Origin of the sequence: Flavobacterium laiguense, from assembly GCF_003097655.1 — a bacterium.
Classification (GTDB): Bacteria; Bacteroidota; Bacteroidia; order Flavobacteriales; family Flavobacteriaceae; genus Flavobacterium; species Flavobacterium laiguense.
Map to the genome: position 1 here is coordinate 45,197 of NZ_QCZH01000024.1, position 15,148 is coordinate 60,344.

Consider the following 15,148-nt stretch of genomic DNA (forward strand, 5'->3'; position numbering starts at 1 on the left):
ACTAAATAATTAACCAAAATAATCAGGAAAATGAAATTATTAAAAACATTTATTTTTTGTATTTCATCACTACTATTCTCCGTTTATGTACAGGCACAGGATGCTACCATAAACGGGAAAGTGATTGATGAAAAGGGGTTGCCAATCCCAGGGGCAACCATAGTAGTAAAAGAAACCTCATCATCAGTAGCGACAGACTTTGACGGAAAGTTTCAAATAAAGGCACCAAAAGATGGGACTTTGACAATCCGTTTTATTGGGTATAAAGCGATTCAAGAGTCAATTAATGGTCGAACACAATTACAGGTAAAAATGTATTCTTCAACACAAGACCTTAATGAGGTTGTAGTTATTGGGTATGGTACTCAAAAAAGATCTAATGTAACGGGATCCATATCTAGTATTAAAGCAAAAGCTTTGACAAATAATCCAAACACAGGGATTGGACAAGTTCTTCAAGGAAGAGTTTCGGGTGTTACAGTTATTGCTAATTCTGGAGAGCCTGGAGCGGCATCAACAATTAGAGTTAGGGGGATAACGACTTTTAATAGTGATAAGGGGGGGAATAATCCTCTTTGGGTTGTTGATGGTGTTATTATTGATAACAGCGGTATTGGTTCAATAAATCAATCCGATATTGAATCTCTTGAGGTTCTTAAAGATGCAGCGTCATTGGCAATTTATGGTTCGCGTTCTGCTTCGGGAGTTGTTTTGATAACAACAAAGAAAGGAAAACTTGGTAAAATTAATGTGGCTTATACTGGTTTTGCAGGTTCCTTTTCTCCAGCAAAAAAATTAGACCTATTGAATGCAACACAATATGCTACTATTATGAATGAGAAATCTGTTGCAGGTGGTGGTAGTCTAATATATCCAAATCCAGCAGCTTTGGGAGCAGGAACAGATTGGCAATCTACTCTTTTTAACAGTGGTTCTATACGCTCTTCACACGAAATCAGTTTTAGTGGAGGAAATGAAGTTTCTAGCTTTTATAGTTCTATTGGTTATCAAGACCAAGAAGGAATTGTTGCAACGGATATTTCGAATTATAAAAAATTGAATATGCGTTTGAACTCTACTCATAAAATATCAAAAATCTTTACTATTGGGGAATCTGTTGGTTATGCTCATGATAAATCTCAAGGGATTGGTAATACCAATAGTGAGTTTGGAGGTCCGTTGAGTTCTGCAATCAATTTGGATCCAACAACCCCAATTGTTGTTACAGATCCAGCAGTAGCTAATGCAGCACCGTATAGCACTAATCCAGTAGTAAGGGATGCCAATGGTAATCCTTATGGAATTTCAAGCGTGGTGGGTCAAGAAATAACAAACCCATTGGCTTATATCCAAACTAGATTAGGAAACTATAGATGGTCTGATAATTTACTGGGGAATGCCTACGTGCAAATTAAGCCTATTAATGATTTGGTGTTTAAAGCCTCATTTGGTGGCAAATTATCTACTTGGGGAGAGGAAACTTTTACTCCAAAAGCTTTCTTGAATTCTAATAATAACGTAACTGAGAATAGTTTATACCGTACAAACAATAGAAGTTTTGGTTGGAATGTAGAAAATACTCTTACGTATACAAAACAATTGGGTGATCATAATTTTGTAGCATTGTTAGGTCAAGGTGTATATGAAGAGAATAACAACATTGGTACTACTGTAACTTATCAAGGACTACCAGTAAACAATTATCAAGATGCATCATTTAATTGGGATATCCCAGCTAGTAAAAAAACGGGATCTTCTTATTCAAATGATCCTCACCGAGTTGTCTCTTTATTTGCTCGTTTGAATTATAATTATAAAGAGAAATATTTACTTACGGGTGTAATTCGTCGCGATGGTTCTACAAATTTTGGAGGAAATAATAAATATGGTAATTTCCCTTCTGTGTCTGGAGGTTGGGTAGTATCTAAAGAAGAGTTTTGGAAAGACAACTCTATTGTAAATAGCTTCAAACTGCGCGCCAATTATGGGATAAATGGTAGTGATGCTATTGAATCAAATAGATATGATTCAAATATTATTGGGGGTAGTAATTATACTATTGGTAACCCAGGTAGTATTGTTTCTGGATATGGTCCAGATTCACCAGCGAATCCTGATTTGAAATGGGAATCGACAGCGTCTGCTGATATAGGATTTGATGCTACAATGTTTAATGATTTTAATCTTAGTTTAAGCCTTTATAATAAAAAGACTTCGGATATATTGCAAGTAGTTGAGATTCCAGGATACGTAGGAGCAATAAAAAACCCAGTTGGGAATGTTGCTGATATGGTGAATAAAGGAGTTGAATTCGAATTAGGATACCATCATAAATTTGGAGAATTAAATTTTTCTGCAAATGGTAACATATCCTATCTTGAAAATGAAGTTACTTTTCTAGGAAATGGAAAAGCTTTTATATCAAATGGAACAGCTACTTTTCAATCAATGGGTGATATAACAAGAACAGCTGTCGGACAAGCTTATAATTCATTCTATGGGTATCAAACGGCTGGCATTTTCCAGACACAAGACGAAGTAAATGCTTATTCAAATGCTGGTGGAACTCCAATTCAACCAGGGGCTAAACCAGGGGATTTCCGTTGGGTAGATAATAATCACGATGGAAAAATAAATGACGATGATAAAACTTTCCTTGGAAATTCGTTACCAGCTTATAATTATGGTTTAACGCTTAATCTAGATTACAAAGGATTTGATTTCCAAGTATTTTTTCAAGGAGCTTCAAAATACAAAATTTTCCAAGGGCTTCGTCGTTTGGATGTAGGAAATGCAAACTATCAAACTGACGCGCTAGGACGTTGGACAGGGGAAGGAACATCTAATGATTATCCTAGACTAACTACTAATGACACTAATGGAAATTTCGAAAAATCTTCTGATTTCTATTTAGAAAATGGAGATTATTTACGTCTAAAATTAATGACATTAGGATATTCATTACCAGAAAAAGTAGTTAGTCAAATTGGAGCTACAAAAGTAAGAATGTATGTTACGGGTCAAAACTTATTGACTTTTACGAAATACACAGGATATGATCCAGAAATTGGTGGTGATATTTCGGGAGTTGACAAAGGACTTTATCCTCAAGCTAAAGGGTTCATCTTAGGCGCTAATTTACAGTTTTAATAAAAAATATAATTATGAAAATAAATAGAAATAAGTATTTATTAATTGCAACTGCAGTTGTATTTACAATGGTTTCCTGTTCTGAAGACTTTTTGAATGTAGATAAATCAGGAAGTGTATCTGTAGATGACTATTACAAAACACCCGCAGATGCTTATGCAGCTCTTGTTAGTGCGTATGATCCTATTCGAAAAAATTCTGGTGGGTTTGAAAATTATATAACGATGTTGAATGCAGGTTCAGATGATCATTATGCAGGAGGTGGATCAGCGACAGATGGGGCTGGAATTCAAGGGTTCTCTAAATATACTTTAGATGCTAACATTATGCCGGGTAGTTTCTGGAGCGTTCCTTATCAAGGGGTTTTCAATGCTAATATCTTATTAGTAAAATTACCGGGTATACCTATGGATGAGGCTACAAAATCAAGATATACTGCTGAATTGAAAGGATTACGTGCTTATTATTATTTTGATTTAGTAAGAATGTTTGGAAATGTACCGTTGATATTAACTCCTCTTACTACTTCAGAAGTATATACAGTAGTTCAAGCCACACCTTCGGAGGTTTATACTCGAATAGAAAAAGATTTGACAGAAGCAATTCCAAATTTACCAAATACAATTACTGCTGCAGAGTCTGGTCGTTTGTCAAAAGGTGCTGCCACAGCTTTATTAGGCAAAGTATTATTGTATGAAAAAAAGTATGCTGAAGCTGCTACGCAATTGGCATTAGTAAACGGACCTACACCAGGTACTACAAGTCCTTATGGCTACAAATTGTTGACAAAATTCAGTGATTTATGGGTTGTAAGTAACAAATTCAATTCAGAATCTATACTAGAAATTTCACATACAAGTGAAGGAAATTCAGATTGGGGATTTTGGGGATCTGGAAGAGATGAGGGTAACTCTGTGAATGTGATGGTAGGACCTAGAGGATATTCTAGAACAACTGGTTCACCAGCACCAGATTTACCCTCTGGATGGAGTTTTAATCCTATTACGGTTGATTTATATAATCTTATTAAAATGGATCCTCGTTTTAATTCTACTGTATTAGATATGAAAGCTTTGCAGGCTGCTAATGAAGCAGATTATATCGCAGGATATCAGGACACTGGTTATTTCCTAAATAAATTTACACCAACACAGGCAGATGTAACAACTGGTACCGGGGCTCAACCTTTAAATTACAAACAAAATACTTATGTTATTCGTTTGGCTGATACTTATTTGATGGAAGCAGAAGCTTTGGGAGGAACTGGAGCTAGAGCGCAAGCACTTTTAGATGCAGTAAGAGCTAGAGTAGCATTGCCATCTGTACCGGTTTCACAAGTAGCGATTATGAATGAGAGAAGATTGGAATTGGCAGGTGAAGGTCACCGTTGGTATGATTTGGTAAGAACGGGTAAAGCTGCTTCAGTCCTTGCTAGCAGAGGATTTGTTGCCGGAAAAAACGAAATCTTCCCAATTCCTTTTGGTGAATTAAAAAACACAAAATTGGTTCAAAATCCTAATTATTAATAGTAAAAAATTTAAATATTATGAATATTAAAATAGTTTTAAAGAGATGCATTTATTTAATGTTTGCTATTATAGCATTAAGTTCATTGGGAAGTTGTCAATCTGAAGATATCGTAGATAATGGATTGTCGGACGCCACTGTAGATCCCACTTTTACAATAACACCTGTAGAAGGTTCTGCCAATAAATTTACATTGACAGCTCAAACAAAAAATGTGCTAGGTTCAAAATGGGATTTAGGCAATGGTGGAGGAATGTATACTGGTAAAATGACTGAAACTATTTTCCTTCCCGATGCAGGCACTTATACCATTACGCATGGCGCTATTGGTAGAGGAGGTATAGTAAATACCGCTTCTCAAGATATTGTAGTAGCTACAGCTGATCCTATTGCAGGAAACATCATTAAAGGAGGAAAACTTCTTGATGCTGCTGATTGGGCAAAATGGACTGTTTATGATGTTGCTACTTGGTCTAACAATGCTACTTGGGCTTTTGGAACTGGATATGCTTTACTTAACAGTTTTGGATGGGATCAATATGGGATGTATCAAGCAGTTAATGTCGTAGCTGGTAAAAAATACAATATTGATATGGTTGTTTCTTCTACAACGGGTGGTCAAAATTGTTGGTTTGAAGTGTATTGTGGATATTCTGTTCCTGTTAATGGATCAGAATATAATGAAGGAGGTAAACTAAGAGCGATAAGCACATGGGATAATTGCGGAAACACATCTTATTCAGGTAAGATTTCAGTAGTAGGATGCAAAGCAGAAAATAATCTAGGAATATTTACCGCTACAACAACTGGAGTAGTTTATTTAGTAATGCGTGGTGGTGGTGAAGATATGAAGGCTGGAATCAAAATTCAGAACATTGAAATGAGACCGTCCTTGTAAATATTTCCCTTGCGATAAATAATGAGTTAGGTTTAAGTTAGGTTTGAGTTGGTAGAATGGCCCATTCTCTTTTGATTATGGGCCATTTTTAATAAAAAGGACACTATGAATTTGTATTTAAAAAATTATAAATGAAAAAATATCTCTCAAGAATTAATTTGATTATTGTACTGAATTGCTTTCTGTTTATTTCTTGTAGTGGTTCAAATTTAGAGGAGCCAGTAGTAAATCAGGAGCCTACAAATCTAAAAGTTACATCTACAATAGTTGGTGCCACAGCTCAAAATCCAAATGGAGATGGAAGCGGTGTGGTAAATTTCACACTATCAGCAACAAATGCAACATCCTATAAAATAGTTCTTGGAAATGGAGAAACAAAGGAAGTAACCAATGGAAGTTTTTCTTATACATATACTGCAGCAGGGACTAATACCTACGTAATATATGTGTCTGCTTATAACGCTGGGAAATTTGTTAGCACTGCAGTATCATTAACGCTTTTTGTCGGTTCAAAACTACTTTGGTCAGACGAATTTAATACCGATGGAGTACTAGATTCCTCCAAATGGAGTTTTCAAACTTGGGATCCTGGTTATGTTAACAACGAACTTCAATCTTATACCACTCGTCCAGAAAATACAATTGTGCAAGGTGGCATTTTGAAAATAAAAGCCATCAGAGAAAAATATGGAAAAGGGGACTTCACTTCTGGCAGAATAGAATCCAATGGGAAATTTGATTTTACTTATGGCAAAATAGTGATCAGAGCAAAAGTACCTACTGGAGTTGGGACTTGGCCTGCAGTCTGGATGCTGGGCAGTACTATTGGTAGTGTAGGGTGGCCTAAATGTGGCGAGATAGATATTTTAGAGTCTGTTGGAAAAAATTTGAACCAAAATCACTCTTCTTTACACTCGGAAGGACGTTCCGGAACTACTCCTGATACAGGTATTATAAAAGTACCTAATAGCAATACCGAATTTCATATTTATACGGCAGATTGGACTGCTACTTATATAAAGTTTTATGTTGATGATATTTTGTATTATACTTTTATAAATTCAGATAAATTTCCATTCAACAAAAACTTTTACTTAATTATAAATTTAGCAATGGGAGGTGTTTGGGGAGGTCCCGTAGACCCGAATTTTACCTCATCGACTTTGGAGGTGGATTATATAAGGGTGTATAATTAAGAATTGGTTTTGATTTTTTTTAAATTTTAAACGACTAATATACTGAGTATTACATTAATTTATAAATACTAAACAATAGAAAAAATGTTTAAAAAGAATTTCTCTGTAATAGTTTGTTTCTCTGTAATGAGCCTGTTTTCATATGCTCAGACCATAAAATTAATGACTTATAATATCCGACTGGATATAGCCTCTGATGGAGAAAATGATTGGACGCACCGAAAAGATTTTTTTAATGCTCAGATTCAATTTTATGGGCCTGATATTTTTGGAATTCAAGAAGCAAAACCCAATCAGGTATTGGATATAGCAACGGCGCTTCCACAATACAATTATGTAGGGATAGGTAGAGACGGAATTGGAAAGGGAGAATCATCGAATATTTTTTATGCTAAAGAAAAATTAAAAGTGATGGAATCCAATACCTTTTGGTTATCGGCAACACCTGATACCGTTTCAATGGGCTGGGATGCTGCATGCAACAGAGTTTGTACGTATGCCCTTTTAAAAAACAAGCAAAATAATAAGCTGATTTGGGTTTTTAATACGCATTTGGACCACATTGGGGAACTGGCAAGAACCAAAGGATTGGAACTTATACTTGCCACGATAGAAAAATTAAACACAAAAAAATATCCCGTTGTTTTGATGGGCGATTTTAATTCAGAACCCGAAACAGATCGGATCATTGCATTAAAAAATAAAATGAATGACGCCAAAACGATTTCTAAAGAAAAGCCTTTTGGTCCCTATGGAACTTTTAATAATTTTAAACACAACGAAGCATCAACACTTTTGATTGATTACATTTTTTTATCGAAAAGCAATTCTGTTACAGTTAAAAAATATGCTGTTTTATCAGACGCTAAAGATTTGAAATACCCATCGGATCACTTCCCTGTTCTTGTTGAAATTAATTACAAATAAAAAATGAAAAATATTCATCAATTAACAAAGCTGTTTTTCGTAATAGCCTTTTCAGCCATACACATCAGTTGTTCTTCATCAAATGATATCATTGACCCCCCTACTCCAACTCCGATACCTCCTGTAGTAAAAAATGAAGTCGATTTTTGGTTGACCAAAGGAGATCAAACATCACTTTTACAAAAACAAACAGGCATTTTAGCTTTTGGTAATGGGGTGAATATTTATCCAAATATAGATGTTGACGATACCCAAACGTATCAAACCGTAGATGGTTTCGGATTTACCTTAACAGGAGGAAGCGCCCAAGTAATCAATCAATTGACTGCTCAAAAAAAGAAAGATTTATTACAGGAATTGTTTGGTTTTGAGGTCAATTCAATAGGACTGAGCTACCTAAGAATTAGTATTGGAGCGTCTGACTTGAATGCCACTCCATTTACTTATGATGATATGCCCACAGGACAAACGGATGTTAATTTGACCAATTTTAGTTTGGCTCCAGACATGACAGACGTAATTCCGTTATTAAAAGAAATTCTGGCTATTAATCCCAACATCAAAATAATGGGTTCTCCGTGGTCTGCACCACTCTGGATGAAAGACAACAATGATTTTGTGGGAGGAAGTTTGCAGCTACAATATTATGAAGCTTACGCTCAATATTTTGTGAAATTTATTCAAAAAATGAAAGCCGAAGGAATCGTAATTGATGCGATTACTCCTCAAAACGAGCCTTTACACGGGGGTAACAATCCAAGTATGGTAATGACTGCGGTGCAACAGGCCAATTTTATAAAAAATAATTTGGGTCCTGCATTTCAATCCGCCAATATTGCTACAAAGATCATTACTTATGATCATAATTGCGATAATCCCCAATATCCAATTTCGATTCTAAAAGATGCTGTAGCTTACCCTTTTGTAACTGGTTCAGCATTTCATTTGTATGGTGGCGATATTAGTGCACTTACTATTGTTCATAATGCATTCCCCAATAAAGACGTTTACTTCACAGAACAATATACTTCTTCTACAGGATCATTCGATGGAGACTTAAGATGGCAAGTCAAAAATGTAATTGTTGGATCGATGCGCAACTGGAGCAAAAATGCCTTGCAGTGGAATCTTGCCAATGATGGTGCTTTTGGGCCACATACTCCAGGTGGATGTACTACTTGCAAAGGAGCCCTAACGGTAAACAGTAGCGAATCAATTAGTCGAAATGTTGGGTATTATGTAGCCGCTCATGCTTCCAAATTTGTTCCAATGGGTTCTGTTAGGATTGCTAGCACTATTAGTGGGAATTTGCATAATGTTGCTTTCAAAACTCCAGCAGGAAAAAAAGTTTTGTTAGTTGTAAATGATGGAAACACTACAGAATTATTTAATATCAAGTACAATGGAAAATGGATTACTACTGCTCTAGATGCAGGAGCAGTAGGAACGTATACTTGGTAACTGCTTCCGTCAAAAAATAAAAAAAACATATTGTAAATTATGAAGAAAATAACCACTACAACATTAATACTAGCCTCCTTTTTTGCTTTTGGACAACAAAAAAATAAATCACAAGCCCATTCTTTTTCTACAAAAGACAAAACGGTTGCGGTGTATACTACGGCTGAAGGTACCAATTTAAAATTATCCAAAACGGACACCTTTAGTTTTTCTGAAATGATTCAACCAAAAGAAACTCAAATTTGTGTTTTTGTAAATCCAGATAAAACTTTTCAATCTTTTCTGGGAATAGGAGGAGCCATAACAGATGCCAGTGCCGAAGTTTTTGCCAAATTATCCAATGATAAGCAACAGGAATTCCTGAATGCTTATTATAGCCAAGACAAAGGAATAGGTTATACCTTGATGCGTACCACTATTCACAGTTCTGATTTTAGTTCGGGTAGTTATACATATATAGAGGAGGGAGACACAACATTGAAATCCTTCACTATAGAGCACGATAGGAAATATAGAATTCCGTTGATAAAAAAAGCCTTGACAACTGCTGGTAAAGAAATGACACTTTATGCAAGTCCTTGGAGTCCTCCTGCATTTATGAAAAGTAATAAAGGCATGCTAAAAGGCGGAACATTATTACCCGAATTTTCTCAGTATTGGGCAATTTATTATACCAAATTCATCAAAGCGTATGAAAAAGCAGGAATCCCTATTTGGGGTATAACGGTTCAAAACGAACCAATGGCTGTTCAAAAATGGGAATCTTGTGTTTTTAGTGCAGAGGCAGAAAGAGATTTCTTGAAAAACTATCTTGGACCAACAATGAAAAAGGAAGGTCTAGGCGATAAAAAAATAATTGTTTGGGACCACAACCGTGATTTAATGTTACAAAGAGCCAATATCATTTTCTCTGACCCAGAAGCGGCGAAATATGCTTGGGGAATAGGATTTCATTGGTATGAAACTTGGGCTGGTGGTAATCCAATGTTTGAGAATGTAGCCAAAGTTAATGAAGCGTTTCCTAACAAAAATCTACTATTTACTGAAGGTTGTATCGAGAAATTTGATGCCAAAAATTACCAATTGTGGACCAATGGGGAACGTTATGGATCCGCTATGATACATGATTTCAATAACGGAACTGTGGGTTGGACGGATTGGAATATCCTTCTGGATGAAAATGGTGGACCTAATCACGTCGGTAACTTTTGTTTTGCGCCGATTCATGCCGATACCAAAACAGGAGAATTAATCTATACTCCTTCGTATTATTATATTGGACATTTTTCAAAATTCATTCGTCCTGAGGCGAAAAGAGTGAGTACCGCCGTGAGCAGAAGCAGTTTGTTGAGTACTTCCTTTTTGAATAAAGACGGAAAAATGGTAACGGTTGTGATGAACCAAAGTGATACAACTGTAATTTATAATTTGTGTGTAGGAACCCAGGCTACCGAAATTACTATTTTGCCTAATGCGATTCAGACTTTGGTGTATTGAGTTAATTGATTAGTTACTCTTTTTGAGCACCCATTTATCAATGTGGATAGTACCTCTAAAGATGATTTTTAGTCAACTGGTGTGCTGCCAATATATTTAATATCAAACTTGCATAAAACTCCCGGAGACCAAGAAAAAGATGCTGCAATATCTAATTACGATGCGTCAAAACCATCACTCTGGGAGCAAATGCAAAAAAATAAAGTTGAGGTATTATGGCAAAATATCTTCTATTTATTGCAAACAAGCCACACAAAAAAAATACATTTAAACATGTCGGTAACTATTCAGCACCCCGAATAAAACATGAAATTCGTGTTGAAATTTCTACTACTGAGCAGTTACAAATGTCGTTCTTAAGCAAGCAATCAATAAAATTCGGGTTCACTTTGAAGGAGGGAATTTTAATCTTAATTTTTTTGAGTTTAAAAAGGCCGCTAAATCAAAATAATAGTTTCAGAATTTGGAAATAAAATTTTTAAAATGAAAAAATCAATAACATTAGCATTACTATTCCTTTCGGTTTTTGCTTTTGCACAGCAAAAAACAATTGATGAAAAAGTCGAAGCCTTAATAAAGCAAATGACAATTGAAGAAAAAATTGGGCAACTCAATCAGTACACTGGCGATAATGCCGCCACGGGACCAATTACGATCAACCCCAATAAACAAGCCGAAATTAAAAAAGGATTAATTGGTTCGATGTTGAATGTTTTGGGAACAAAATATACGAGACAATATCAGGAATTGGCCATGCAATCCAGATTAAAAATTCCGTTGCTATTTGGACAAGATGTTGTTCACGGATACAAAACTACTTTTCCCATTCCACTGGCCGAGGCGGCAAGTTGGGATTTGGAGGCAATGGAACTTTCGGCCAGAATCTCCGCGACAGAAGCAGCTGCTTCTGGAATCCACTGGACATTTGCGCCAATGGTAGATATTTCCCGTGATCCGCGTTGGGGTAGAGTGATGGAAGGCGCAGGAGAAGATACCTATTTGGGGTCAAAAATTGCCTATGCCAGAGTCAAAGGATTTCAAGTGAACTTAGGCGATGTGAATTCGGTTATGGCTTGCGTCAAACATTTTGCTGCTTATGGAGCTGCCGTTGGCGGACGCGATTACAACTCGGTTGATATGAGTAACAGAATGCTTTGGGAAACCTATTTGCCCCCTTTCAAAGCGGCTCTCGATGCAGGTGCTGCCACTTTCATGAATTCGTTTAACGACCTTAACGGAATACCAGCCACTGGAAATAGTTATTTGCTTAGGGATGTCTTGAAAGGAAAATGGAATTTTCAAGGTTTTGTTGTTTCCGATTGGGGTTCTATAGGCGAAATGGTTAGTCATGGCTATGTAAAAGACAATAAAGAAGCGGCACTTTCTGCAATTACCGCAGGGAGTGATATGGATATGGAAAGCAATACCTATCGTTATAATTTAGAAAAATTAGTTGAAGAAAATAAAGTGCCTATTGCCTTAGTTGATGATGCTGTAAAAAGAATTCTTCGCAAAAAATTTGAATTAGGATTGTTCGATGACCCCTATAAATTTTGTAATCCAGAACGGGAACAAAGAGAATTAAACAATCCTGAACATACGAAAGCAGCCAGAGAAATTGCGGCCAAAAGTATTGTTCTTTTAAAAAATGAGAGAGATGTTTTGCCACTTTCCAAAGGGTTAAAAACCATTGCTTTTATTGGACCAATGGTAAAATCGAAAAGAGACAATCACGGATTTTGGGCTGTTGATTTAAAAGATATTGATTCATCTTATATCGTTTCTCAATGGGAAGGAGTGGAGCGAAAAGTAGGTAAGAGAACCAAAATACTATATGCAAAGGGATGTGGTGTAGAAAGTAAAAGCAAAGAGGGATTTGCAGAGGCGTTGAATGTGGCTAGTCAAGCTGAGGTTATTATTTTGAGTATTGGGGAAAACTGGAATAAAAGTGGTGAAGCCAAAAGTAAAAGTAACTTGCAATTGCCAGGAGTTCAAGAGGAACTCGTAAAAGAACTTCAAAAAACAGGAAAGCCTATTGTAATATTGATTAATGCAGGAAGACCTCTTATTTTTAATTGGACTGCAGATAATATGCCAACTATCGTTTACACTTGGTGGTTGGGATCTGAAGCAGGAAATGCCATTGCAGATGTGCTTTTTGGGGATTACAACCCTTCTGGGAAATTACCAATGACATTCCCTAGAGACGAAGGTCAGATCCCTATTTACTACAATCATTTCAACACGGGAAGACCTTCGATCAATGAAGATAAAATTTATAAATCAGCCTATATTGATTTGCCGAATTCACCAAAATTTCCGTTTGGATATGGATTGAGCTATACCACTTTTGAGTATTCTAATTTAAAATTGTCTAAAAAAGAAATGAAAAACAATGAGACAATTACGGTTTCAGTAAATATAAAAAATACGGGGAGTGTAAAAGGGGAAGAAGTGGTTCAGCTGTATTTGAGAGACAAAGTAGGTTCTGTAGTGCGTCCGATAATCGAACTGAAAGATTTTCAAAAAATCACTTTAAATCGCGGTGAAACCAAAACAATTGAGTTTACGATTGACAATCAAAAGTTGTCTTTTTACAACAATGCATTAGAATTAGTTTCAGAACCTGGTGAATTTGACTTAATGATTGGTTCGTCTTCGGCAGATATTCGTTTAAGGGATAGTTTTGAATTAGTAAATTGATTTTTATAAATTAATAAAATGAAAAATGTAGTACTGTTTTTTCTAATGCCCATTTTGCTTTTGGCACAATCAAAAAAAGATACCATTAGAGTATTTTATTTGGGAGGGCAGTCAAACATGCAAGGGTATGGTTATGTAAAAGAACTTCCGGACTCTTTAAACAAAAAAAATAAAAATGTTTTTATTTACCAAGGAAATCCGGTTGGAGATAATGATGCAACTGGAGGTTTAGGAAAGTGGGATATGCTTCAGCCTGGGAACGGAACTGGATTTGTGTCGGATGGAAAGACCAACAAACTTTCAGATAAATTTGGTATTGAGCTTTCGTTTGCCAAAAAACTGCAAGAATTATATCCAAACCAAAAACTGGCCATTATAAAATATGCTAGAGATGGATCCTCGATTGATAGTATTGGGACTTCCTATTTTGGTTGTTGGGAACCAGATTTTAAAGGAGGAAAAGGAATGAATCAGTACGATTATTTTCAAAAAACAGTCAATAGTGCCATGGCCGTAAAAGACATAAACGGTGATGGAATCGAAGATGTTTTGATTCCAAGTGGTATTATCTGGATGCAAGGCGAAAGTGATGCCGATAAAACAGAACAAATCGCTAATAAATATTATACAAATTTAAAAAGGTTAATGGAACTCATGCGAGCTACTTTTAGAAACAATGATTTGCCTATTGTAATTGGAAAAATATCCGATTCTGGAGATGATGACGATGGAAAAGTTTGGGGATATGGTGAATTGGTACAATATGGACAAGAAAAATTCGCCACAACGGAACCCAATGTAACCATTATTCGAACCACAAGTAGTTATAAATATTCAGACAAATATCATTATAAAAGTGAGGGATATATTGATTTGGGCGAAGAGTTTGCGAATGCAGTTTTTCTTTTGAAAAAGAGGAATAAGTACAAAGAGGTGTCTTCAAATTGAAAGATTTTCAAAAAAACAGCATTGAATCGTGGAGAGACTAAGACAATCCGGTTTACAATTGACAACCAAAAATTGTCTTTTTACAACAATGCATTAGAATTTGTCTCGGAACCTGGTAATTTTGATTAGATGATTGGTTCATCTTCGACAGATATTCGATTAAGAGGAAGATTTGAATTGGTAAAATAAATTGATTAAACACAAAAAAGTGATACGATTAGGGAGAATTGTATCGCTTTTTTTTGTAAAATTACCCTTTGGCGTTTATAAAAAAAGTCCAGTATTTTTATCCTCTTTTTGACGGGAGAAATGGGGGATAATGGCATTTATAAAGAACTTATTTTACCAATGGTATATAACTATTTGACTGCAATGAATGTCGATTTATAGCTAAATACTTTTTGTTTTAGCCAAAGTCGTATTGGTTCATCATACAATTTTAAGCAAACATAAGCCAGAACAATAGATCCTATTAAGGTAATCAAACTAAACGGAAATTATGACGAAGTTATTTTTGTAGGTTACTGATGGTTTGAGACCAAAGGAATAGAGCCTCTTTATCCGTTTGGATATGGATTGTCCCATACAAGTTTCAATATAGCTAATGCTACTACTACTGACAAAAAGGAATTCAATCAAAATGAGGAAATCACAGTAAAATGCACAATCCAGAATAACTAAAACTTGATCCCACAAGGGCTTCTACAAAACTGCAGTATTTTGTAAAAACAAAAAACCCCATTTCGTAAGAAACAGGGTTTTTCAAAAGAAAGGCGACGACATACTCTCCCACATAACTGCAGTACCATCTGCGCAGGCGGGCTTAACTACTCTGTTCGGG

10 protein-coding genes and 1 rRNA gene are annotated in these 15,148 nt (G+C 35.7%); 10 read left to right on the forward strand and 1 reads right to left on the reverse strand.

Features of this window, described 5'->3' with window-relative positions; genetic code table 11:
- Positions 1–30: 30 nt before the first annotated feature.
- The 10 genes from DB891_RS15360 to DB891_RS15410 all read left to right on the forward strand — a co-directional run bounded on the left by DB891_RS15360 (position 31) and on the right by DB891_RS15410 (position 14,436).
- On the forward strand, positions 31–3,150 hold the full coding sequence (locus DB891_RS15360; RefSeq protein ID WP_116764469.1) for a SusC/RagA family TonB-linked outer membrane protein: 3,120 nt from the start codon (positions 31–33) through the stop codon (positions 3,148–3,150).
- Positions 3,151–3,164: 14 nt separating this feature from the next.
- Positions 3,165–4,676 carry a RagB/SusD family nutrient uptake outer membrane protein gene (locus DB891_RS15365; RefSeq protein ID WP_116764470.1) on the forward strand — a complete coding sequence of 504 codons (1,512 nt, stop codon included), beginning with the start codon at positions 3,165–3,167 and terminating at the stop codon, positions 4,674–4,676.
- Positions 4,677–4,696: 20 nt separating this feature from the next.
- Positions 4,697–5,575: a hypothetical protein gene (locus DB891_RS15370; protein ID WP_124019527.1), complete on the forward strand. Its 879-nt coding sequence runs from the start codon at positions 4,697–4,699 to the stop codon at positions 5,573–5,575.
- A 131-nt stretch (positions 5,576–5,706) separates the two neighbouring features.
- On the forward strand, positions 5,707–6,771 hold the full coding sequence (locus DB891_RS15375; protein ID WP_116764472.1) for a glycoside hydrolase family 16 protein: 1,065 nt from the start codon (positions 5,707–5,709) through the stop codon (positions 6,769–6,771).
- Positions 6,772–6,855: 84 nt separating this feature from the next.
- Positions 6,856–7,698: an endonuclease/exonuclease/phosphatase family protein gene (locus tag DB891_RS15380; protein ID WP_116764473.1), complete on the forward strand. Its 843-nt coding sequence runs from the start codon at positions 6,856–6,858 to the stop codon at positions 7,696–7,698.
- Positions 7,699–7,701: 3 nt separating this feature from the next.
- On the forward strand, positions 7,702–9,159 hold the full coding sequence (locus DB891_RS15385; RefSeq protein WP_116764474.1) for a glycoside hydrolase family 30 protein: 1,458 nt from the start codon (positions 7,702–7,704) through the stop codon (positions 9,157–9,159).
- A gap of 39 nt (positions 9,160–9,198) precedes the next feature.
- A complete protein-coding gene (locus DB891_RS15390) occupies positions 9,199–10,656 on the forward strand; it encodes a glycoside hydrolase family 30 protein (protein ID WP_116764475.1) in 1,458 nt (485 codons plus the stop codon).
- A gap of 483 nt (positions 10,657–11,139) precedes the next feature.
- Positions 11,140–13,359 (forward strand): beta-glucosidase BglX, encoded by a 2,220-nt coding sequence (gene bglX, locus DB891_RS15400; RefSeq protein WP_116764477.1) that lies wholly within the window; start codon positions 11,140–11,142, stop codon positions 13,357–13,359.
- Between the two features lie 18 nt (positions 13,360–13,377).
- The gene (locus tag DB891_RS15405) at positions 13,378–14,307 is read left to right on the forward strand and encodes a sialate O-acetylesterase (RefSeq protein ID WP_116764478.1); all 930 of its coding nucleotides are present in this window, start codon (positions 13,378–13,380) and stop codon (positions 14,305–14,307) included.
- Positions 14,308–14,328: 21 nt separating this feature from the next.
- Positions 14,329–14,436, forward strand: a complete 108-nt coding sequence (locus tag DB891_RS15410) for a fibronectin type III-like domain-contianing protein (RefSeq protein ID WP_223256121.1) — start codon at positions 14,329–14,331, stop codon at positions 14,434–14,436.
- Positions 14,437–15,075: 639 nt separating this feature from the next.
- Here DB891_RS15410 and rrf read toward each other — a convergent pair.
- Positions 15,076–15,148: ribosomal RNA gene (gene rrf, locus DB891_RS18010) — 5S ribosomal RNA — on the reverse strand; the annotation flags it as partial.